General features: G+C 36.4%; 22 protein-coding genes. 10 read left to right on the top strand and 12 right to left on the bottom strand.

The annotated features are described in order from the left end of the window. Nucleotides 1-18: 18 nt before the first annotated feature. Both I5M32_RS00275 and I5M32_RS00270 read left to right on the top strand, forming a co-directional pair. The gene (locus I5M32_RS00275; RefSeq protein WP_200583697.1) at nucleotides 19-459 is read left to right on the top strand and encodes a carboxymuconolactone decarboxylase family protein; all 441 of its coding nucleotides are present in this window, start codon (nucleotides 19-21) and stop codon (nucleotides 457-459) included. Nucleotides 460-665: 206 nt separating this feature from the next. Next, nucleotides 666-944 (top strand): hypothetical protein, encoded by a 279-nt coding sequence (locus I5M32_RS00270; protein ID WP_200583695.1) that lies wholly within the window; start codon nucleotides 666-668, stop codon nucleotides 942-944. 5 nt (nucleotides 945-949) lie between these two features. On the opposite strand, the gene trpC is transcribed toward I5M32_RS00270, so the two are convergent. From trpC to I5M32_RS00230, 8 genes are all read right to left on the bottom strand, one after another. After that, the gene (trpC, locus tag I5M32_RS00265) at nucleotides 950-1,732 is read right to left on the bottom strand and encodes an indole-3-glycerol phosphate synthase TrpC (RefSeq protein ID WP_200583693.1); all 783 of its coding nucleotides are present in this window, start codon (nucleotides 1,730-1,732) and stop codon (nucleotides 950-952) included. A gap of 31 nt (nucleotides 1,733-1,763) precedes the next feature. Next, nucleotides 1,764-1,922: a hypothetical protein gene (locus tag I5M32_RS00260; RefSeq protein WP_200583691.1), complete on the bottom strand. Its 159-nt coding sequence runs from the start codon at nucleotides 1,920-1,922 to the stop codon at nucleotides 1,764-1,766. Beyond that, nucleotides 1,912-2,118: a PIN domain-containing protein gene (locus I5M32_RS00255; protein ID WP_200583689.1), complete on the bottom strand. Its 207-nt coding sequence runs from the start codon at nucleotides 2,116-2,118 to the stop codon at nucleotides 1,912-1,914. The genes I5M32_RS00260 and I5M32_RS00255 overlap by 11 nt, the downstream gene beginning before the upstream one ends. Further along, a complete protein-coding gene (locus tag I5M32_RS00250) occupies nucleotides 2,105-2,377 on the bottom strand; it encodes a PIN domain-containing protein (RefSeq protein WP_200583687.1) in 273 nt (90 codons plus the stop codon). Before I5M32_RS00250 ends, I5M32_RS00255 begins: the two co-directional genes overlap by 14 nt. Nucleotides 2,378-2,412: 35 nt before the next feature. Continuing rightward, nucleotides 2,413-2,982, bottom strand: a complete 570-nt coding sequence (locus tag I5M32_RS00245) for an anthranilate synthase component II (RefSeq protein WP_200583686.1) — start codon at nucleotides 2,980-2,982, stop codon at nucleotides 2,413-2,415. Nucleotides 2,983-3,086: 104 nt separating this feature from the next. Further along, entirely contained in the window at nucleotides 3,087-4,499 is a 1,413-nt protein-coding gene (locus tag I5M32_RS00240; protein WP_200583684.1) for an anthranilate synthase component I family protein, read from the bottom strand. A 232-nt stretch (nucleotides 4,500-4,731) separates the two neighbouring features. Then, nucleotides 4,732-5,157: a cytochrome B gene (locus I5M32_RS00235; RefSeq protein WP_200583682.1), complete on the bottom strand. Its 426-nt coding sequence runs from the start codon at nucleotides 5,155-5,157 to the stop codon at nucleotides 4,732-4,734. Between the two features lie 60 nt (nucleotides 5,158-5,217). Further along, a complete protein-coding gene (locus I5M32_RS00230; protein ID WP_200583679.1) occupies nucleotides 5,218-6,210 on the bottom strand; it encodes a serine hydrolase domain-containing protein in 993 nt (330 codons plus the stop codon). Nucleotides 6,211-6,575: 365 nt separating this feature from the next. Between I5M32_RS00230 and I5M32_RS00225 the strand changes: the two genes are divergently transcribed. The 4 genes from I5M32_RS00225 to I5M32_RS00210 all read left to right on the top strand — a co-directional run bounded on the left by I5M32_RS00225 (nucleotide 6,576) and on the right by I5M32_RS00210 (nucleotide 12,529). Beyond that, complete coding sequence (locus tag I5M32_RS00225; RefSeq protein WP_200583676.1) at nucleotides 6,576-9,608, top strand: amidohydrolase family protein; 3,033 nt, start codon at nucleotides 6,576-6,578, stop codon at nucleotides 9,606-9,608. Nucleotides 9,609-9,632: 24 nt separating this feature from the next. Continuing rightward, complete coding sequence (locus I5M32_RS00220; RefSeq protein WP_200583674.1) at nucleotides 9,633-10,931, top strand: amidohydrolase family protein; 1,299 nt, start codon at nucleotides 9,633-9,635, stop codon at nucleotides 10,929-10,931. Nucleotides 10,932-11,071: 140 nt separating this feature from the next. Next, the gene (locus I5M32_RS00215; RefSeq protein WP_200583671.1) at nucleotides 11,072-12,070 is read left to right on the top strand and encodes an NADP-dependent oxidoreductase; all 999 of its coding nucleotides are present in this window, start codon (nucleotides 11,072-11,074) and stop codon (nucleotides 12,068-12,070) included. 96 nt (nucleotides 12,071-12,166) lie between these two features. Further along, on the top strand, nucleotides 12,167-12,529 hold the full coding sequence (locus I5M32_RS00210; RefSeq protein ID WP_200583668.1) for a hypothetical protein: 363 nt from the start codon (nucleotides 12,167-12,169) through the stop codon (nucleotides 12,527-12,529). Nucleotides 12,530-12,623: 94 nt separating this feature from the next. Here the strand turns inward: I5M32_RS00210 and aspS are convergent, their stop codons facing one another. After that, nucleotides 12,624-14,369, bottom strand: coding sequence for an aspartate--tRNA ligase (gene aspS / locus I5M32_RS00205; protein ID WP_200583665.1), 1,746 nt, complete (start codon nucleotides 14,367-14,369; stop codon nucleotides 12,624-12,626). Nucleotides 14,370-14,521: 152 nt separating this feature from the next. On the opposite strand from aspS, the gene I5M32_RS00200 reads away from it, so the two are divergent. Together I5M32_RS00200 and I5M32_RS00195 are read left to right on the top strand one after the other, a co-directional pair. Then, nucleotides 14,522-14,749, top strand: coding sequence for a hypothetical protein (locus I5M32_RS00200; protein WP_200583664.1), 228 nt, complete (start codon nucleotides 14,522-14,524; stop codon nucleotides 14,747-14,749). Next, the gene (locus I5M32_RS00195; RefSeq protein WP_200583662.1) at nucleotides 14,746-15,033 is read left to right on the top strand and encodes a type II toxin-antitoxin system RelE/ParE family toxin; all 288 of its coding nucleotides are present in this window, start codon (nucleotides 14,746-14,748) and stop codon (nucleotides 15,031-15,033) included. The genes I5M32_RS00200 and I5M32_RS00195 overlap by 4 nt, the downstream gene beginning before the upstream one ends. Nucleotides 15,034-15,057: 24 nt before the next feature. On the opposite strand, the gene I5M32_RS00190 is transcribed toward I5M32_RS00195, so the two are convergent. Next, a complete protein-coding gene (locus tag I5M32_RS00190; protein WP_317193075.1) occupies nucleotides 15,058-17,133 on the bottom strand; it encodes an OstA-like protein in 2,076 nt (691 codons plus the stop codon). Nucleotides 17,134-17,183: 50 nt separating this feature from the next. Between I5M32_RS00190 and tilS the strand changes: the two genes are divergently transcribed. Then, on the top strand, nucleotides 17,184-18,524 hold the full coding sequence (gene tilS, locus I5M32_RS00185; RefSeq protein ID WP_200583659.1) for a tRNA lysidine(34) synthetase TilS: 1,341 nt from the start codon (nucleotides 17,184-17,186) through the stop codon (nucleotides 18,522-18,524). Nucleotide 18,525: 1 nt separating this feature from the next. Then, complete coding sequence (locus I5M32_RS00180; RefSeq protein WP_200583657.1) at nucleotides 18,526-19,014, top strand: hypothetical protein; 489 nt, start codon at nucleotides 18,526-18,528, stop codon at nucleotides 19,012-19,014. A gap of 176 nt (nucleotides 19,015-19,190) precedes the next feature. Here the strand turns inward: I5M32_RS00180 and I5M32_RS00175 are convergent, their stop codons facing one another. Further along, nucleotides 19,191-20,072: a phospholipase A gene (locus tag I5M32_RS00175; protein ID WP_200583655.1), complete on the bottom strand. Its 882-nt coding sequence runs from the start codon at nucleotides 20,070-20,072 to the stop codon at nucleotides 19,191-19,193. A 35-nt stretch (nucleotides 20,073-20,107) separates the two neighbouring features. Then, the gene (locus tag I5M32_RS00170) at nucleotides 20,108-20,821 is read right to left on the bottom strand and encodes a YqjF family protein (protein ID WP_317193074.1); all 714 of its coding nucleotides are present in this window, start codon (nucleotides 20,819-20,821) and stop codon (nucleotides 20,108-20,110) included. Nucleotides 20,822-20,931: the final 110 nt, after the last annotated feature.

Below are 20,931 nucleotides of genomic sequence, written 5' to 3'. Positions count from 1 at the left end.
ATTAAAAAAAGATGAAAAATGAAAAATAGAATTGTAATTGGACAATTGGAACCAAAAGCTTACGAAGCTATGATGGCAATGGAAAAGTATTTATCAGCCTCAACATTAGAGGTAGGTTTGACTGAACTTATTAGGCTTAGAGCATCTCAAATTAATGGTTGTGCCTATTGTATTGAAATGCATTCTAAGGGTGCTTTAAAAGAGGGTGAGCCTCAAAATAAGGTTTTTGCGATAAGTGCTTGGTGGGAATCACCTTTATTTTCAGAAAAGGAGAAATCCGCATTTGCTATGACAGATGAAATTACACAAATTTCGAAAGGAGGGGTAAGTGATACAACATTTGAGACTGCAAGAAATCACTTTTCCGAAAATGAAATAGCACAAATGATTATGTTAATTGGATTAATAAATACTTGGAACAGAATCGCCGTTTCAACTCATATGTTCCATCCGAAATAAAACGCAGGACAAAAAGACCGAACCGCTAACATGGGTTTGGCGCAAGTGGGGCTTTAGTAATAGGCTGAACATTTGTACTTTGTATAAACTTTTGTTCTAAATTTTAACTTTAGCACTTTTTAAACCCCACCTTCGCCAAGCCCAAAAACGTTACAGACTACACATTCTCATTAGATAAAATTAAGCGCAAGTTCCCTGCAAACTCTGTGAAAGTTTTTGGCAATACATTTCTTGTAAGCTACCAATTTTCGTACTGGCAACTTAAAGACGAAATTGCCGAATTGATTGATGAGAAATATCCAAACTTTGAAATAGTAATTACTGAAGTTGATAAAGCAGATTTGTTTTATTTTAAGGAAGCCGACAGGTATGTAAATTATTTTTTAGGCAGAGAACTAAATAAAACCGATAATGCCAAGCCCGAAAACGTTATCTGGGGGATATTTTTAAAGAATAAAATGGCCTTTAGCTTTTTTCTTAGTTAATCATACTAAATCCCTTTCACAAACTCGGTCATCGCTTTTCCCGGGTTATCGGTCTTCATAAAATTCTCGCCTATTAAAAAACCATTGAAACCTGCTTTTTTCAATGTTTTTATAGTTTCTATATTGCTGATGGCACTTTCAGAAATCTTTAAAAATTCTTTTGGGATAATCTCTGCCAGTGATAAGGACGTTTCTATGCTAACCGTAAAATCTTTTAAATTTCTATTATTTATACCAATTACATCAAGGTAAGGATTTAAGCTTCTGTTTAATTCTTCTTTGTTGTGCACTTCTAATAAAGTGCTTAATCCTAAAGATTTAGCCAATTTTGCAAAACCCCGTATTTCAGCTGGCGTTAAGCAAGCGGCAATCAACAAAACAATATCGGCACCTAAAGCCTTGGCCTCAATAATTTGATATTCATCGATCATAAAATCCTTTCTTAAGATCGGGATTTCGTTAACTTTCCTTGCCGCGATCAAATCATCATCATGCCCCATAAAAAAATCACGGTCGGTTAAAACAGACAATGCCGAAGCACCCGCAGCAGCATAGCCCGTAGTTACTTCTTGTACAGAAAGTTTATCGTTGATGATTCCCTTAGAAGGAGATTTTCTTTTAAATTCTGCAATGATTCCAGTTTTAGAAGGGTCGGTTAAGAAATCTTTTAAAGCATAAGTTTGTCTCTCAAAAGAAAAACTGCTTTCTAATTCTGCAATGGTTTTTTTGGCTTTCGCCGATGCAACCTCTTCTTTCTTACGGGCAATTATTTTATCTAGGATGTTCATTTTTGGATGCCTGAACGCTTAAAATAGATGATTATTTAGCCCAAAAGCCTTTTTTATGAAGTGTTTCTTTGTTTTTTAAAAACGCGGCAATTTGCTCTAAAGACATATCTTTCATATCATCATTTAATTTATTTCTAATCTCTCTTAATTCGATTAAAAGAGATTTTTCTTCTGTTTTCTTAGTTTCCATTTTCATCATATTCTAAAATTTCTCTAGGTGTGCGAATTTCCAACATCTTATGTCCAAACTTATAGTTGACAGAATTATAGCCCCTAATTCTATGAACGTTTACCATATGTTTAAAATTCCAGCTTACCAAAACATCAGCATTTGTTAAGGTGGCTAATGCGATGTGAATACAATCAGAAAGGCTAGTTTTGCCCACCACTTTTTCTTGTATATATACTAGCAAGTTCTAAAGCCGCTTGTGAAGTTTCAATAACCTCCATTGATTGTTTAGGAATGATTTTTACCAAATCTCTAACCTTAGATGGTGCAGGATTTAATTCTATATCTGTTAAGCGAGAATAAATTATTTTTAATTTTCCGTTGATAATTTTATCGAATAAAATTTTAGTGTATAATTCAAACTCTGGCTCAAAATAACCCCCAAAAACAGAGGTGTCTAAATAAACTCTATCCATTATCAAAGATATTCATTTTTCAGCTTACACATCTTTTACTTATTAAAAAGCCAATTCCCGATTATTTCTTTTCCAAACGCAGTTAACACAGACTCTGGATGAAACTGCACACCTCTAACATCTAAAGTTTTGTGTCTTAAAGCCATCATTACGCCTTTTTCATCTGTAGCTGTAACCAATAGTTCAGCGGGTAAATTATCTGGTTTTACCGCCCAAGAATGGTACCGGCCAACCTCAAAACCAGTTTTTAAACCTTTGAATAAAATCTCATCGGTATCGGTAATCATCAACTTAGTAGCCGTACCGTGTACGGGTTTTTCTAAATTATAAAGCTCGCCGCCAAAAACTTCTGCAATGGCTTGTTGCCCCAAGCAAACGCCCAAAATACTTTTTGTGTTTGCGTATTTTTTAATCACCTCTAAAAGCAAGCCCGCTTCAGAAGGTATCCCCGGCCCGGGCGATAACAATATTTTATCGAATTGTTCGATCTCTTCGATCTTAAATTTATCGTTTCTCCAAACCGTGGCATCTTGGCCCAACTCGTTTAATAAATGGACAAGGTTATAGGTAAAAGAGTCGTAATTATCTATGACTAGTATTTTCATTTTGTTAAGGTTTTAGGTTAAAGGTACATGGTTAAGGGTTTTGCAGAATTTATTATAAGTTTTATCAAACCTTAAACCCTAAACCAAAAACCTCACATCTTTCCTCATATTTCTTGTGCTTGTTTCAATGCGTTTCTTAATGCGGCTATTTTATGGTTTACTTCGTTTAGTTCAGATTGTGGATCGGAGCCGGCAACAATACCCGCACCCGCCTGGTAATGTAACTTGTTGTTTTTGCTTAAAAAAGAACGGATCATGATGGCGTGGTTAAAATCTCCGTTAAACCCCATAAAACCTATTGCGCCGCTATAAAAACTGCGCTTTATGTTTTCGTATCCATCGATCAGTTCCATTGCCCTATATTTTGGCGCACCGCTTAAAGTACCTGCCGGGAAGGTGTCTGCAACAATTTTAAACGGATTTACACCATCTTTCAGCTCGCCGCTCACCTTAGAAACCAAATGGATCAAATGAGAATAAAATTGTACCTCTTTGTAAGCTTTAACCTCTACGTTTATGCAATGCCTGCTTAGATCGTTCCTTGCCAGATCTACCAACATTACGTGTTCTGCAGATTCCTTGGGGTCGTTTTCTAGCCTTTCGGCGATGGCTTTATCTTGGATATCATTGCCGGATCTTTTAAAAGTGCCCGCTATCGGATAAATGGAAGCCACTTTGTTTTTGATCGTTAATTGGGCCTCTGGCGAAGACCCAAAAATTTTAAAATTTCCATAATCAAAGTAGAAAAGATAAGGAGATGGGTTTATGGAGCGCAACGCCCTATAAACATTAAATTCATCGCCAATAAAAGCTGTTTGAAAGGCTCTAGAAGGCACAATTTGAAAAACATCGCCTCTAAAAATATGCGTTTTCATTTTCTCTACTAAAGAGATAAATTCTTCGTCTTTTAGGTTTGAGGTTTCATCGCCCTTAAGGGTAAAATGATATTCTGGAAAGTTTTTGTTTTGGATAAGGTATTCTATTTTCTCCAATCCGCTTTCTTCTTGGTCAAATTCTGTGGTGTTTTTAACAATGTAAAGCTCGTTCTTAAAATGGTCTATCGCAATAACATACTTGTAAACGTGATATTGAAAAGTTGGTATCTCCCTTTCGTTCTGTTCGGTTTCTTTTAGTTTAATGTCTTCAAAATACTCTACCGCTTCATGGGTAAAATAGCCAAATAAACCATCGGCAATAAATTTTAAACCGGTATCGGCATTGCTGCTAAAGCTTTTTCTAAAGTTGTAAACCTCATCGCTTAAAGTAAATCCTTCTTCAGATAAAACCTCTTTAGAACCATCGGGGAAAGATTTTTTTAGTTGTTTGTTTTCTAGAACGATACCCGCAATCGGCTCGCAACATACATAGCTCATGCTGTTTTCCCTGCTGTGGTAATCAGAGCTTTCTAACAACAGGCTATTGGGAAAAACATCGCGTAAGCGCAAATAAATGCTTACCGGCGTGGTGGTATCTGCCAATAATTTTTTAAAAGAAACGTCTAAATTAAAATTTTTCATAGCTATTAATTATCAAATCTAACTCATAAAAAAACCCAACGGGTTGAAGCGTCGGGTCATATTTGTTTGGGTTTGGATTAAATTCTTTTTAAGATACAAATAAAGCTACCGAGGCTACATTTTTATTGTGCCACCACCATCTTTTTGTATTTATTTTGATTTTCATTGCGAAGCAAAAATATAAAGAATATCGGTTTTTGAAATTTTTTTATTGAAATAATTAGAGAAATCTTTAAATATTCCACATTGGCCTGCCCTTCATGGTTAAAATTGCCAGCAACACAATTACTATTGCAAGGGTGTAATAGATATAAATAGCTCGGTGCTTTGCTTTTGGTTCGACCGCTTTTTTAGATTTTGAGTAGCCAATGGTAATCAGTACGATAGCTAAAACCATCATGGTAATGTGTTCTACCGTCCAATACCTTGTAGTTGGATTGCTCATGTCAGAAAAATTAACATTTGGGCTAATGAAATATAAAACCAAACCGATAAGTAATTGGGTATGTGCAGAAATGAGCGCAAATAAATTCACTTTTTTATTTGCGGGGGTATATGGTTTATTGCCAGCAGCAAAAGCCTGAAAGATTGATAAAAGAACCAATATTAAGACAACGTATCTTAAAAAGGAATGTAAATGCAGTAATCCTGTGTACATGATATTTATTTTTTAACAAATATAGCACAAATAAAAAGGCATATATAACCAACTATTTTTTTAATATTTAATTATTTGCTTCAACTTTCCCCACAATTCGTTATCAAAATTAGAAAGAGCAGCGTGTGAATTACCAGATTTTTCTCCCATTCTAATAACCACTAAGTTTTGCGAAGGCACCACATAAATTTTTTGATCATTTTTTCCCAAAGCGGCAAAAAGGTCTGCTGGTGCATTTGGAATTAAATAATCGCTAAATTTTCTTTGCGATGTAGGCAACATATATCCGTTTTTACCATTTAGCCAGGTTAGATAACCATAGCTAGGGTTTATGCCTTGCGAACTATTTATTTGGGCATTAAAATAATTTTCATCTTTTAGAATATAATTCTCGCCCCATTTACCTTTATTCAATAATAACAATCCAAACCTAGCCATGCTTCTTGCATCACTAAATAATACATTGTTGTTGGTTTTTGTTGTTTTCCAGAAACCGATCATCCCAATTTTATTTTTTATTCTAGCGTTAAAATAATCATTAAAAGATTTACCACTTGCTTTTTCTATAACCCGATCTAAAACGGTATATGTTGCGGTATTATAGGACCATCTAGTACCCGCATCTGTTTTGTATTGAAAACAACTGGGCTGTGTGCACTGTATCTCTGCCTCGCTGTCATCTAGCCCGGTTGTCATTGATAGCTGATCCTTTATAGTAATGAGATTCTCTTTTTCAATTGGGGCTGCCGTCCAACCCTCACCTAAATAATCAGAGGTTTTATGGTTGATGTTAAGCAAGCCTTCGCTTTGTGCAATACCAACCAAAAGCCCGGTAACAGTTTTGCCCGCAGAAGCCCAATACCAAAAACTTTTATCGGTAAAATTCCCAAAATACTTTTCGCATACCATCTTTCCGTTTTTTAAGATAATAAAAGCGTTGGTATGTTTACTTTCTAAATAAGGATATAGCCTGTTTAATTCTTCTTCGTCCCAGTTTAATGATTTAGGGCTAATTTTTTCCCAATCATTAGAATTTTTTGGAGGGAAATACATTTTGTTGTTTTCTAAAAGGGGGCGGCTTTTTTGCACACCGTTAAATGAAGAAAAAAAGCAAAATATTAATATCGAAAATAAAATGATCTTAAATTTATACATACTTATTTTTTAAAGCATAGACTTTTATCTGTTAAAACGGTTTAATCTTAAAATTATATCACAAAAAAAGCGGCTCGTAAAATTACAAGCCGCTCCACTCAACAACACTCAAAAATTATCAAAATATTGATATTATTATTAACACTATATTGGCAATTACGGCATTGATGAGCGTTTAGATTTTATTATCGCACAAAAAAATTACAATGGGGATTAAACATTTTAATCTAAACTCATTAAATTTAGAGATTAAACCCTTTTGTATGAAAAAAATATTACTCTTTCTTCTTCTTTTTGGATGTAGTTTCTTTATAAATGCACAAGAAACATACCCCGTAAATGGTTCTGCGGATTACCGCACCGGCCAATTTGCTTTTACCAATGCAACTATAGTTGTTAATGCCGATAAAGCCATTAACAACGGCACATTATTGATTAAAAACAATAAAATCGAAAATGTTGGCAGCGGCATTACCATCCCTAAAGGATATGTGGTTATCGATCTAAAAGGAAAATACATTTATCCATCTTTGGTAGATGCTTTTTCTACTTATGGTTTACCAGAAAGCCCTAAGCAAAGTTTCAGCTTTAGGGGGAGTACGCCCATTTTTACATCCACAAAAAGCGGTGCATACAGTTGGAACGAAGCTATAAGGCCCGAAATGCATGCAAATACCATTTTTAGTGTTGATGCAAAAAAAGCAGAAGAGCTAAAGAAAAACGGCTTTGGTACAGTAAATACGATAATTACCGATGGCATAGCCAGAGGAACCTCTGTAGCGGTTACCTTAAACAATGAAAGCACCAACTTGGTGGTTTTAAAAGGAGAAACCGCTGCAAATTATTCTTTTAACAAGGGAACCGCAAAAACCGATTATCCCAGCTCTTTAATGGGCGCAATCGCATTGATCCGCCAAACCTATTTAGATGCGGCTTGGTATAAGAACCAAAATAAAGAATATAATATTTCTCTAAAAGAATTTAACGATCAACAAAACCTCCCACAAATTTTTGAAGTTGGAGATTGGGAAGATGTGTTAAGGGCAAATAAAATTGCCAAAGAGTTTGGTAAACAATATATTTTTAAGTCTGGAGGAGATGAATATCAAAGAATTGATGCCATTAAAGCAACAGGGGCAAAATTCATTATCCCAATCAATTTTCCCAAAGCTTATGATGTAGAAGACCCTGCAGATGCAAGAGCGGTAAGTTATGCCCAGATGAAAGATTGGGAATTGGCGCCCACAAATCCTGCAAGGTTAGAAAAAGCAGGGATAGAGTTCGCCATTACTTCGGCAGATTTAGAAAACAGCAAAGATTTTTGGACTAAATTGAAAACGGCCATAGATAATGGTTTGAGCGAAAAACAGGCTTTGAAATCATTGACAGAAATCCCCGCCAAAATGTTGGGGATTGATGCTATGGTAGGTTCTATCACTAAAGGAAAAGAAGCCAACTTTTTGATCACCTCAGATTCCCTCTTCAAAAAGGGGAATATCATTTATGAAAACTGGACGCAAGGGAAACGCTATATCGTTTCGCAAATGGATATAAAAGATTTGCGTGGCGAGTATGATTTAACGATAGGAGGCGTTGGCAATTTGAAAATGAAGATTGGCGGCAGCGTTGGCAATTATGATCTAAATATCGAGAGAACAGGGGCCGATAGCGTTAAAACAAAAGGAAATTTAACCCGTAATGGAGATTTGGTTAGTGCTTTTTTTGATTTAAAAAAAATGCCTGCCGGCGATATTCGCTTAACGGGATATTTAGATAAAAACGACCCTATTGTTTTAAAAGGAGACGCTTTAACCAGCGACGGAAATCAATCTAATTTTACCGCGACTTTTACCGCCCCGTTTAAAGAAAAAGAGAAAAAGGAAGAAGAGAAAACACCCTTAAAAGTGGGCGATATTATCTATCCGTTTACCGCAAACGGCAACAAAGAAATTCCACAACAAGAAACTGTTTTATTTAAAAACGCCACCGTTTGGACCAATGAAAAAGAAGGCATCGTAAAAAATACAGATGTACTGATCGAAAAGGGAAAGATAAAAGCTATTGGTAAAAACTTATCTGCGGGAAATGCCACGGTAATTGATGCAACGGGTAAACATTTAACCCCTGGGATTGTAGATGAGCACTCGCATATCGCGATAAGCAGAGGCGTAAACGAAGGCACACAAGCGGTAACTTCTGAGGTTAGGATTGGGGATGTCTTGAATTCTGAAGACATCGAGATCTATAGACAATTGGCGGGCGGAGTAACCACTTCACATATATTACACGGTTCTGCAAACCCAATTGGTGGGCAAACCCAATTGATAAAATTGCGTTGGGGACATACGCCAGAAGAATTAAAGTTTGCGGGCTGGGAGGGCTTTATCAAATTTGCCTTGGGAGAAAACGTAAAACAAAGTAATTGGGGCGATTACAATACCATCCGTTTCCCTCAAACCCGCATGGGCGTAGAACAGGTTTATATGGATGCCTTTACTAGGGCAAAAGAATATCAAAAAGAATGGGCTATTTATAATGCGGCAAAGAATAAATCGGGTTTAACCCAACCAAGAAAAGATCTGGAATTAGATGCCCTGGTAGAGATTTTAAACGATACCCGCCACATCACTTGCCATTCTTACGTACAGTCAGAAATTAATATGTTAATGCATGTTGCCGATTCTGTGGGCTTTAAAATAAATACCCTTACCCACATTTTAGAAGGCTATAAAGTAGCCGATAAAATGGCAAAACGCGGTATTGCGGGTTCTACCTTTGCAGATTGGTGGGCTTATAAAATGGAAGTTTGGGATGCAATCCCTTACAACGGAAAAATTATGCATGATGAAGGCGTATTGGTAGCCTTTAATTCTGACGATGCTGAGATGGCGAGAAGGTTAAACCAAGAAGCTGCAAAAGCGGTAAAATATGGAAACGTTAGCGAAGAGGAAGCTTTCAAATTTGTAACGCTAAACCCGGCAAAAATGCTTCATGTAGATGATAAGGTAGGCAGTGTAAAAGTAGGTAAAGATGCAGATTTGGTCTTATGGTCAGATAACCCGCTTTCTATTTATGCTAAGGCAGAAAAAACCTTTGTTGATGGCGTAAAATATTGGGATCTTGATAAAGATGCCCAAAAGCAAAAAGAGATGAAGGCCGATGAAGCTAGGTTGATCCAAAAAATGATCGACTCTAAAAACGGAGGTGCTAAAACCCAACGCCCATCTTATGTAAAACCAAGTTTAAATACTTGTGATACCATTGAAGAAGATTACTCGGTTATACATTCTAATTAATTACAGCTCTAAAACAGTAAAAACATGAAAAAACTGATATATCAATGCTTTGCCATCTGTTTTGCTACTACTGCAACATTTGCACAAGCAACCATTTCTCCGGCAAAACCTCAAAGCCAAACCATTGCCATTGTTGGCGGTACCATCCATATTGGCAACGGAAAAATAATTGAAAACGGAACTATTATTTTCTCTAATGGTAAAATCACCTCGGTAAAAGAGGGCAATGCACAACCTCAAGATATAATGGTGGTGCAAGCGCAAGGCAAGCAGATTTATCCGGGTTTTATTGCCCCTGTAAATATGATGGGCTTGGTAGAAATTGAAACCGTTAGGGCAACGGTAGATGCAGAAGAAACAGGCACAATTAATCCTCACGTAAGGTCTTTAATTGCCTATAATACAGATTCTAGGATTATCCCAACCGTACGATCTAACGGGATTTTACTTTCACAACCAACGCCACAGGGCGGTTTGGTTTCTGGGACATCTTCTGTGGTGCAATTAGACGCATGGAATTGGGAAGATGCAGCCTATAAAAAAGATATTGCCGTTCATTTTAATTGGCCTTCTTCTGCATTGAGATATGGCAGAAGAGCGGGTGGGCTTACAGAAGAGCAGCAAAAACAACGTTACCAAAAGCAAATGGCAGATTTAAAGATCTATTTTGAAGAAGCCAAAGCTTACGCCGATGTTGATAAACCGAATACTTTTAACGCAAGATTTGATGCGATGAAAGGCCTCTTTAATGGCACAAAAAAAGCTTTTGTAAATGTTGATAAGCAAAAGGACATTATTTTGGCGGTAAAATTCTTTCAAGAATTTGGTATTGCCCCGGTTTTGGTAGGGGCAGAAGAAGCCGTAGAGATTACCCCTTTTTTAAAAGAACATAACGTACCGATTATCATGTATCAAAGCCATTCTTTGCCCTATAATGATGACGATGATGTTTATCTCCCGTATAAAAACGCTAAAATTTTGCATGATGCAGGCTTATTGATCGCCATGAGCGTTGAAGGTTATTGGCAAGAAAGAAACCTTCCGTTTATGGCAGGTACAGCCGCAGCTTATGGTTTGAGCAAAGAGGAAGCATTGGCTTTGATTACTTCAAACACAGCAAAAATTTTAGGGATTGATAACATAACAGGTACTTTAGAAGCTGGCAAAGATGCAAACATCATCATTTCTTCTGGCGATGCTTTGGATATGAGAACAAATAACATTGAAGGCGCTTTTATACAAGGAAGAATGATTGATCTAAACAACGTTCAAAAGCAATTGTATAAAAAATATGCCGATAAATATGGGATAAAAGCCGATTAGATAAAACCACATAGCCCATGGCTGAAGCCATGGGAAAACAAGAACGTACAAATATCCTATGTTTTAAAACATGGGATATTTCTATTTTAAGACATCATGGTAAGGTATTTGAACCTATTAATCATCAAATAATAAATATCATGAAAACTAAAACAATATTACTGAATAGCCGCCCAAGCGCTAAGCCAACAAAAGAAAACTTTAAATTTAGCGAAGAAGAAGTTCCAGAATTAAAAGACGGAGAACTTTTGTTAAAAACAAAATTTGTCTCTGTTGATCCATATTTGAGAGGTAGGATGAACGATGTTAAATCATACATTCCACCGTTTGAAATTGGCAAACCTATAACTTCTGTTATCATTGCAGAAGTAACAGGATCAAAAAACAATGATTTTAAGAAAGGCGATTTTGTTTCCGGAAATTTAGCTTGGAAAGAAACCCAAATAGCTAATGCAAAAGGATTAAATAAAGTAGATCATAAAGCCGCAGATTTAACGGCGTATTTAGGGGTTTTAGGGATGACAGGTTTAACTGCTTATTTCGGTTTAACAGAAATAGGGAAACCAAAAAAAGGAGAAACATTGGTGGTTTCTGGGGCGGCCGGGGCCGTGGGAAGTATAGTTGGGCAAATTGGTAAAATTTTGGGCTGTAAAGTGATTGGGATTGCAGGGACAGATGAAAAGATAGAAATATTAAAATCTAAATTCGGGTTTGATGAGGGTATCAATTATAAAACCACAAAAGATATAAATGCAGCAATTAAAGAAGCTGCACCAAATGGGGTTGATGTTTATTTTGATAACGTTGGAGGAGAAATTACCGATGCCGTTCTAATGAACATCAATAAATTTGGGAGGATCCCAACCTGTGGCGCAATTGCATCTTACAATGATGAAGAAATACCAACAGGCCCACGGCCTCAACCCATTTTAATTAAAAATAGCGTTTTGATGCAAGGCTTCATTGTTTCTAATTATGCCGATAAATTCCCTGAGGGAATTAAACAATTGGCTACTTGGCTAAAAGAAAGTAAGATCACTTATTCAGAAACCGTTGTTGAAGGGTTCGAAAATATCCCACAAGCATTTATGGATTTGTTTGAAGGCAAAAACGAAGGTAAAATGGTAGTGAAAATTTAATATGAAAACCTTCATATTTTAAGAACCTTAGAATAAAAAACTAAGGTTTTTTTATTTGAAATATTTTCTGATTTTTGAAAAACTCAAATCTATTCTATGAAAACAAAACTATTACTCTTATTGCCAATCTTATTTTTACTGGCATGTAAAAAAGACGCTAATTCTAACAAAGAAAAGATAAAACTATACATCTTAGCTTCTACAGGGATTTACACCGGAAACCCCGCTTTATTAACACTTTCTGGCACAAATATAGAAACGCTTAAAGACTTTAGCGGAAGCTATATTTTAGATGTAGATTACATTAAAGGGCAAAACCAAACGCTTACGTTAACCTCTAACCGTAAAGATGTAGATGTTCATATCACCGTTTCTAAAACCCTTAGCCCAAACGATCCAAATAATTTGGTAGATAAATTTGGAACAGGTTCACTAACCGTAAGTTTTGTTGCTCAATAAGAATAATTTTAAAACAAAAAAGCCTCACCAAATCGGTTAGGCTTAATTTTATCATTCAGCAGGAAACTCAATTCTCACATCTCAATACCCAAATCTAAACTGTAGTCTCAATACTCAACTCCTTTTTCTGTTTATCATCAATCGTAGAAGGAGAATCAATCATCACATCCCTGCCAGAATTATTTTTAGGGAAGGCGATAACGTCCCTGATACTGTCTAAACCGGCTAAGATAGAAACCAATCTATCAAAACCGAAAGCGATACCGCCATGCGGAGGCGCACCATATTCAAAAGCTTCTAGCAAGAAACCGAATTGCTTTTGAGCTTCTTCTGGTGAAAACCCTAAATGCTTAAACATTAAAGATTGCAGTTTTTTATCGTGGATACGGATAGAACCACCGCCAATCTCGGTACCGTTGATTACCAAATCGTAAGCGTTAGCTCTTACTTCACCAGGATTGGTATCCAACATCGCAATATCCTCTGGCTTTGGCGAAGTAAACGGATGGTGCATAGCATGGTAGCGCCCTGTTTCTTCATCCCACTCTAACAAAGGGAAATCTATTACCCAAAGTGGCGCAAATTTATTTTTATCCCTCAAGCCTAAGCGGTTTCCCATTTCTAAACGTAATTCGTTCAATTGTTTGCGGGTTTTTTCTTTTGCACCGGCTAAAATCAAGATTAAATCTCCGGGCTCGGTTTTAAACGCAACCGACCATTTTTGTAATTGCTCTTCGTTATAAAATTTATCAACAGAAGATTTTAAAGTCCCATCTTCATTGTGGCGCATATAAATCAAGCCTGTTGCACCAATCTGTGGTTTTTTCACAAAATCTGTCAGCTCGTCAATTTGTTTGCGGGTGTAAGAAGCCGCACCTTTTGCATTGATTCCAACTACAAAATCGGCATTATCAAAAACCGGAAACCCGAAACCTTTTACAATATCGTTCAGTTCCACAAACTCCATCCCAAACCTAATGTCTGGTTTATCAGAGCCATACAAGCGCATTGCATCGGCATAATGCATCCTTGGAAAATCTTCAAACTCAATTCCTTTCACGTTTTTAAACATATGTCGGGTTAAACCCTCAAACATATTTAAAATATCTTCTTGCTCAATAAAAGCCATTTCACAATCAATCTGGGTAAATTCAGGTTGTCTATCCGCTCTTAAATCTTCATCCCTAAAACATTTTACGATCTGGAAATAGCGGTCAAAACCAGAAACCATCAGCAATTGCTTAAAAGTTTGCGGCGATTGCGGCAAAGCATAAAACTCACCCGGGTTCATACGGCTTGGCACCACAAAATCTCTTGCACCTTCCGGCGTAGATTTAATGAGAACCGGAGTTTCTACTTCTAGAAATCCTTGAGCATCTAAATATTTGCGTATTTCTTGCGCCATTTTATGTCGTAAAATCAAGTTGTTACGAACCGGATTACGGCGTAAATCCAAGTAACGATATTTCATGCGCAGTTCATCGCCGCCATCGGTCTCATCCTCGATCATAAAAGGGGGCAGTTTTGCAACGTTCAGGATCTCTAAATCAGAAACCTTGATTTCTATTTCCCCGGTAGGGATTTTTGGGTTTTTATTAGAGCGTTCTACAACAGTTCCCGTAACTTTTATCACAAACTCACGGCCTAAATCTTTTACTTTGGTTCGTAGATCGGCAGCATCATCAGTATTTACCACCAATTGCGTTAAACCATACCTATCCCTAACATCAATAAAAGTGGTGCCGCCTAAATCACGAGATTTTTGTACCCAACCACTTAAAACTACTTCTTGGTTTAAATTTGAGAGGCTTAGTTCCCCGCAAGTGTGTGTTCTGTGCATTATCGTTTGTTTTGTTTTGGCTTACGCCGATTTATGAGAGCCAAATATAAGTTTAAATATATTTTTAGGGAATTTTAATTGAGGGGAAATGTGATAGAGAGCCTATTAATTATTCCAATTTCGGATATTAAGAATAATCCTTAAATTTGGTAATGGACTTACAAACTCAAAAAATAGAATTAGCTAAAATGCTTTTAGAGACTGAGGATGTTTCTTTATTAAATGAAATAAAAAATTTATTTGTTAAGCGAGAGCGTGATTTTTGGGATGAGTTGCCAAAGCAAGTTAAGGACGGCATATATAGAGGTTTAAATCAGGCAAAAGAAGGTTTGGTAACTCCTCATGAAGAGGTTATGAAAAAACACGAAAAGTATCTATGAGCTTGGATATAGCGTGGACTAAAGAGGCAGAAGAGATTTTCGAACTAATTTTAAACCACCTAGAATCTAATTGGAGTCCAAAGCAAGCAGCAAAGTTCTTTAAAAGTGTTAATTCGACATTATTAACGATTTCTAAACAGCCTTTTATTTTTAAAGCTTCTGAGGATAATCCAAATGTTAGAAAAGCAGCAATCTCAAAACAAACATCTTTTTTTTATAAAGTTGAAGGAGACAAAATCATAATATTATATTTTTGGGATAACAGGCAAAATCCTACTTTTTAAAATAGCTTTTAAAGCTTTAAACCCTTAATCAACCTTTTTTTTAGGCTCATAAGCTGGCTTTGCCTGTTTTACCTTATCATTATACAAAGGCTTGTCTTCTTTGGGCTTTTCTTCCAAAGGTTTCTTTTTAGTGGGTTTTGTAGCAGAAACTTTTTTATTCGGGATGATCTCGTTCTTAGATTTAGGCCTTTCTTTAGGTTTCCAGCTAAAGTTGGGGAGCGTTTTTAATTCTTCCGTTAGTTTTTCTAAGGGATAATAAGTGTGTTCTGGCTTACGGATAAATGCAATGCTCATCACGCTATCCTTGTCAAAATTGATGCGCATTTTTGAGGTAATAGAACGCATCATTCCGTTACTGCCCGAACTATCTTTTGGGAAATAAATGCTTTCCGCATTCCCGTTCACAAAAACAACTTCCAGCTTATCGTTTTTAAAATAGGCTTTCATGTTTTTGCCCGCCACTTGGTTAAACTTCACAGAATCTTTATCGGTATTTACGATGATGGATTTCCTTATCAGGTCCATATTGTCGATCTTTTTGTTCTTCATTTGTATGTACATCGTATCGGCGCTCAATTGGCTGCCTTGTGCCCAAACCAAAGGGTTTTTATAAATCCTGATGGTGCTATCGCCATAGCTAAAAAACGCAGAATCGGCCTTTGCCTGTAAATCAGATTTGAATATCTTAACTTTATGGTAAGCCAACACGATCCTGATCTTTGCCGTATCGGTTGCTTCTGGGGGCAAGTCTAAACCATATATCCTTGGCACCGATTTATTTTGGGGTTTAATAGCAACCAAACCCAATTTATTCTCTTTATCGATTTTTGCCTCCACAATTTTTGCCGAAATATTTGGGGCCCTGGTTACAATGCCCACATCAATTGCTTCTGGGCGACTGTTTTTTGGCTTTGCCTCCTTTGCTTTAGCTTTTTCTTGTTTTTCTGTTGGTTTTACAACCGATGCCTCGGCAAGGGAATCTGTTTTGTTGTTTTTGATAATTGCGGGTTTTAGCTTAGAACTGTCTTTAACCACGCTATCGGTAATGATGGTTATATTATTTCCAATTTTTTTTTCAATCTCTTTGTTGCCAATGCTATCTAATTTAACAGAGGGGATTTTTTCAATGTTTGCTTGTTGCAAAGCATATAAATCCATTTTACGTATTACCCTGCTCTTTAGGGTATCGGCGGTAAGCCAAATACTATCTTTTGTTACAGAATCTTTTTCGGTAATAAAAACCGTATAAGCATTTTTGCTAACGGTTATGCTTTCATCGGCCTTTTTATAAATGCCCAAATCGCCCCGCAATTCTACTTTTTGTGCGGTATCAATAAAAAGAATGTTTTTTACGGCCCTTCCATAACCTGCCTTTCCATCGTAAAAAAGGCTGTCTCCTTTTAGGCTTTTTGCGTTTTGGGTGTAGAGGTTGTTTTTCCCAAATTCAGCCCTATCGTTAGAGGTGTTGTATTGCCCGTTTTCTGTATAAAGCGTATCTGTTTTGCCATAAATGTTGGTTGGGCCAAAGAAATAAGCAATTTTAGAAATGGTATTGTATTTTAGGGTATCAGATTTTATCAGCACATCCGGAGATTTTACCTCTACATTATATCTAAAATAAGCATCTTTGTTATCGGTAAAATAATAGCCGTTTTTACTGGTTAGGGTATTTTTATCATTAACAATCTTACCGCCGTTATAATATTGGCCAATTTTTGTACCAAGGTTATAATCAAGATCGTTGGTGGTTAAAACGGCATTTTTATCGGTCAATCTTACGTTGTTTTTTAAAATGGCCAATTTGGTGTTACCATCATAATTCAAATGGTCGGCATAAATGTTAATGGTGTCTGCTTGGTTGATGTGCACATTTCCAAACGCTTCAAAACTGTTTTTGGTAAGGTAAAAATAAGCGCTATCACAAGTTAAAGTAGCGTTATCTTGCTGAAAAACAGGGTTAATTACCTTATTGGTGTTTTCTCCGTTACGTTTTAAGCCAATAAAAGAATCTGATTTTAACAGTTGGACCTGCGTAATCTGTTGCGCCATTGCGGCTACAGAAAAGCAAATTGTACATAAAAGCAGCAGAGATTTTTTCACTTGGCAAAATTAGTTTTTTGCTATCGATTTTAAACGGTTAATTTTGATTGATGTTATCGGCACAAAAGCAACTACAAGAATTTATCAAATCTAACGCCCTGTTTAAACCAACAGATAAAATTCTGTTGGCGGTTAGTGGCGGCAAAGATTCTGTTGCCATGGTGCATTTGTTCCGTTCGCTTGGTTTTAGTTTTGGTATTGCGCATTGTAATTTTAATTTACGCGGCCAAGAAACGATCCGCGACCAAGAATTTGTAAGAAGTTTGGCAAAGGCCCTAAAAACCGATTTTCACCTCAAATCTTTTGATACCCAAAAATTTGCCGAAAAAAACAAGATAAGCACACAAATGGCCGCCCGGGATTTACGGTATGCTTATTTTGAGGAAATCAGAAAAGGATTTGATTATAAAAAAATAGCCGTTGCACAACACCAAAACGATGCTATGGAGACCGTTTTGCTCAATCTGATAAGGGGAACCGGGATTGCAGGTTTGCATGGCATTAAAGCCGATAGAAATAACATTATAAGGCCTATGCTTTGCTTTACAGCTGATGATATTTTGAAATTGGTTAAAGAAAACGACTGGGCTTTTGTAGAAGATAGTTCTAACGCCTCTAATAAGTACATCCGCAATAAGATCAGGATGGATATTATCCCCGAAATGGAAAAAATCAACCCTTCGTTGGCGAAAACCTTTGATCATCATCTTAAATATTTTAGCGATCTAGAAGCTTTTTTAAATAGCGAGGTTGCTAAAATCAAAGCGGATATTTTGATAAAAAATGATCGGGGTTATCAAATAGAAAGAAAAGCGATACAAAATTTAAAACCCCAAAAACTTTTGCTTTATGAGGTTTTAAAAGATTTTAGCTTTAATGAAACCTCAATAACCGATTTGATCAACGCTTTAAATGGCATCCCTGGCAAACAGTTTTTTTCTGATACCCACCACATCATCCTTGATAGGGAAAACATCATTATCCATAAAATTGAAAATAAACACTTGTCAGATTTAGCTGTTTTTGAAAGCGATCTTACTTTTCAATTTGATAATTATCGTTTTAAACAAAACAAATTAACGGCTTTTCCAAGCTCTTTTACAAGTAATGAAAACACTATTTTTGTAGATCAAAGCCTATTGGTTTACCCCTTAAAGCTTAGGTTTTGGCAGCAAGGAGATGTTTTTAAACCCTTCGGGATGAAGGGCGTAAAAAAAATCAGCGATTTTTTTATCAATCAGAAAGTTAATGTAAAACAAAAAGCCAGCATCCCCATTTTAATAAATGGTGATGGCAAAATTATTTGGGTTTGCGGTTTGCGTGGCGATGATAGATTTAAAGTTAGATCAAACACCAAAAAAATAATTATCTTCGAAGTAGAGAAACCTTAAAATGTCAGAACAATACTCATTTCACGAAAACCAATACCTGGGCAGGGATTATAACTATATAAGCATAAGGATGGTTATGGCGATTTTTTGCTTTTTGGCCTATTACTGGACAGAGAACCGTGAACGTAACGGCGATTTGTTGTTGGTAGTTGGTTGCGGGATTTTGGTGGTGAGCATTATTATGTTGTTCATGATCCATTATCGTACCATTGTAAACAATAAATCTGTTGTGCTAAACGGATTATGGACTACCCGTTTGGTAAAAATTGATTTGAACAGTATCATAAAGATAGAAAAAATAAAGTATAGCAGCTACTTTTTGAACAACCCTGTTTATAACCTTCACAGAAATGGGACTATAAGGTTTTATGCCGGCGGTAAAGATGCACTTAAACTGGTGGATAGAGACGGTTTGGTTTACATCATCGGTACCCAAAAGCAATCAGAGTTTTATAATGCGGTTAAGGAAGAAATGACTAACAAACCATAGCCATCCTATTGAAATCCGTTTTTGCAAGCTTTATTTGCAGGTGTTTTAACACATTAAAAATTAACTGATATTTTTTTGCCGTTCACAAAATGGTTATTGAAAAAAAGCGGCATTTTAATGGTTAAGGCTATTTATGTCCAATAAAACCACTTTATCGCGTTTTAACTTTTGCTTGATCACCATTCAGAAAAAGAGATGCCCAAACCTGCCGTAAACTGCTTGTGATTATAATCTACCAAGGTTTCTCCGTAACCATTAAACAATTGGATTTGGGCGTTCAATTTCCCGCTTATAGGGTACAGATAGTTTAACTGACAGCTCCCTCTCTTCCAATTATCGAAAGGGCTGGTGGCAAGAAACATGAATTGATGCTTTTTAAAACCATACCTAACCACCGCCTCGCCCTTTCCAATATAATTCACGATCAACGGATTTTCGTCTTCTTCATCCTTTAACCTGATCCATGGCCTCAAAGCCAATTGCCAATGCTTACCCTCAAAACCGGTATTAAATATGATCCTGTTCCAGCTTCTTGATAGTGGCAGATCTTTTCCGTTAGATTGATGATTGAAGGCGATACCGGCCATTTTCACCTTAAAGCCAAATAAATTTAGATCTAGAGGGAAATTCAATATCACTTCTGGCTCATAATTTAGCTCTCTAAAAGCCCTAGAAATGTTGGTATTGTAAATTTGCCAATGAGCTTTTTGGGTATATGCTACCCAAACATCTGCACTTCCCCAAAACAAGCCTTGTATGGCCTTAATTTTTAAGCTTAATTGAAACTTGGCCTCCCTGGCATTATAATCTACGGGGCTAGCGGCACTAAAATCTGGGTTTTCACTATAAGGTTGCTTGTTTGGGCTGCTAGACCATCTTCCGGCGGTTACATAAGTTTGTTTATACGAAGTGATCCTAAAAGTCCCTTTTTTATCGGCAGGATCCAATTCCCATTCTTGGGACAGCGTTCTTCTCGTGTACCTGTCGTTTTTTGCTTCTTGGCAAAAAACATTTAGGGAACTTAATATGAAGAAGGTATAAAACAAAAGGTTTTTCATAAATCTGTTTTGAACCACTAAACTAAACAATCCCATCAAATTTTTTTACCATCCCTTATCAAAACATCCGATCCCTCTACCAAAAACACAGAACTAGGTTCGGCATGATTTAAAAAACCAAAATCAGCCCCGTATAGATCTTCAAAATCGGCTTTAATTGTAAAATCTTTTACATCGTAAATCTCCCATCTTGGGTGTTCCACATCGTATGCTAAAGATTTGTTTTTTCCAGCTTTGGTATAGCCAAAATAATGTTCGGTAATAAATTCTTCTTCGCTTCCGCTGATGATTTTTCGGGCTTCTAAACCTGTTGAAACAGAAAGCTCATACCATTGCTTCTTTTTCAACTGATAACTGATTTTCTGATGATGCTCAAATCTTTCCCAAGAGTGTTTGGTTTTCAATATCTCGTAATGTTCGTGAAATAATGTGTTTGCAACCAAAGCGATCATGGGCTTGCTAACCACCTCACTAATAAATACTGCACCACGTTTCTGGTTTTCTCCGGAGTTATATTTCACGTAAAACCTTAGGTTTATCTCCTCAAAATTGATGTGAAAGGGGATTTTAAAACCCTTAATTCTGGTATCCATAAACATAAAGCCGATCAAGCTGACGTAATATTTGCCATTATAACTATCTAATTGTGTATGCGGCGGGATATATTTTTTTAAAACTTTTGCATCTACAAGGTAATTGGCCATAATCAGCTTTCGCCACTGTGCGGTTAAAAAAGTTGGTTTTTTCACACTTTATGAGCAATTAAAGGGGTTATTTGTTTTGGTTTTTTGCAATAAAGTTTAAAAAACAAATTAGCTTAATTAACTTACCTATATATGATTACAAAAATTTTAAGCTT

The sequence above is a fragment of the Pedobacter segetis genome, assembly GCF_016623585.1.
GTDB classification, from domain to species: Bacteria; Bacteroidota; Bacteroidia; order Sphingobacteriales; family Sphingobacteriaceae; genus Pseudopedobacter; species Pseudopedobacter segetis.
This window is presented reverse-complemented; position numbering and strand designations above follow the sequence as displayed.

Bases quoted from the DNA above. Each gene is read 5' to 3' on its own strand.
- I5M32_RS00235 (WP_200583682.1), bottom strand. From the start codon at position 5,157: ATGTACACAGGATTACTGCATTTACATTCCTTTTTAAGATACGTTGTC.
- I5M32_RS00200 (WP_200583664.1), top strand. From the start codon at position 14,522: ATGGACTTACAAACTCAAAAAATAGAATTAGCTAAAATGCTTTTAGAG.
- aspS (WP_200583665.1), bottom strand. From the start codon at position 14,369: ATGCACAGAACACACACTTGCGGGGAACTAAGCCTCTCAAATTTAAAC.
- I5M32_RS00175 (WP_200583655.1), bottom strand. From the start codon at position 20,072: ATGAAAAACCTTTTGTTTTATACCTTCTTCATATTAAGTTCCCTAAAT.
- I5M32_RS00260 (WP_200583691.1), bottom strand. From the start codon at position 1,922: ATGGAAACTAAGAAAACAGAAGAAAAATCTCTTTTAATCGAATTAAGA.
- I5M32_RS00275 (WP_200583697.1), top strand. From the start codon at position 19: ATGAAAAATAGAATTGTAATTGGACAATTGGAACCAAAAGCTTACGAA.
- tilS (WP_200583659.1), top strand. From the start codon at position 17,184: ATGTTATCGGCACAAAAGCAACTACAAGAATTTATCAAATCTAACGCC.
- I5M32_RS00250 (WP_200583687.1), bottom strand. From the start codon at position 2,377: ATGGATAGAGTTTATTTAGACACCTCTGTTTTTGGGGGTTATTTTGAG.
- I5M32_RS00245 (WP_200583686.1), bottom strand. From the start codon at position 2,982: ATGAAAATACTAGTCATAGATAATTACGACTCTTTTACCTATAACCTT.
- I5M32_RS00225 (WP_200583676.1), top strand. From the start codon at position 6,576: ATGAAAAAAATATTACTCTTTCTTCTTCTTTTTGGATGTAGTTTCTTT.
- I5M32_RS00215 (WP_200583671.1), top strand. From the start codon at position 11,072: ATGAAAACTAAAACAATATTACTGAATAGCCGCCCAAGCGCTAAGCCA.
- I5M32_RS00210 (WP_200583668.1), top strand. From the start codon at position 12,167: ATGAAAACAAAACTATTACTCTTATTGCCAATCTTATTTTTACTGGCA.
- I5M32_RS00180 (WP_200583657.1), top strand. From the start codon at position 18,526: ATGTCAGAACAATACTCATTTCACGAAAACCAATACCTGGGCAGGGAT.
- I5M32_RS00240 (WP_200583684.1), bottom strand. From the start codon at position 4,499: ATGAAAAATTTTAATTTAGACGTTTCTTTTAAAAAATTATTGGCAGAT.
- I5M32_RS00220 (WP_200583674.1), top strand. From the start codon at position 9,633: ATGAAAAAACTGATATATCAATGCTTTGCCATCTGTTTTGCTACTACT.
- I5M32_RS00230 (WP_200583679.1), bottom strand. From the start codon at position 6,210: ATGTATTTCCCTCCAAAAAATTCTAATGATTGGGAAAAAATTAGCCCT.
- I5M32_RS00195 (WP_200583662.1), top strand. From the start codon at position 14,746: ATGAGCTTGGATATAGCGTGGACTAAAGAGGCAGAAGAGATTTTCGAA.
- trpC (WP_200583693.1), bottom strand. From the start codon at position 1,732: ATGAACATCCTAGATAAAATAATTGCCCGTAAGAAAGAAGAGGTTGCA.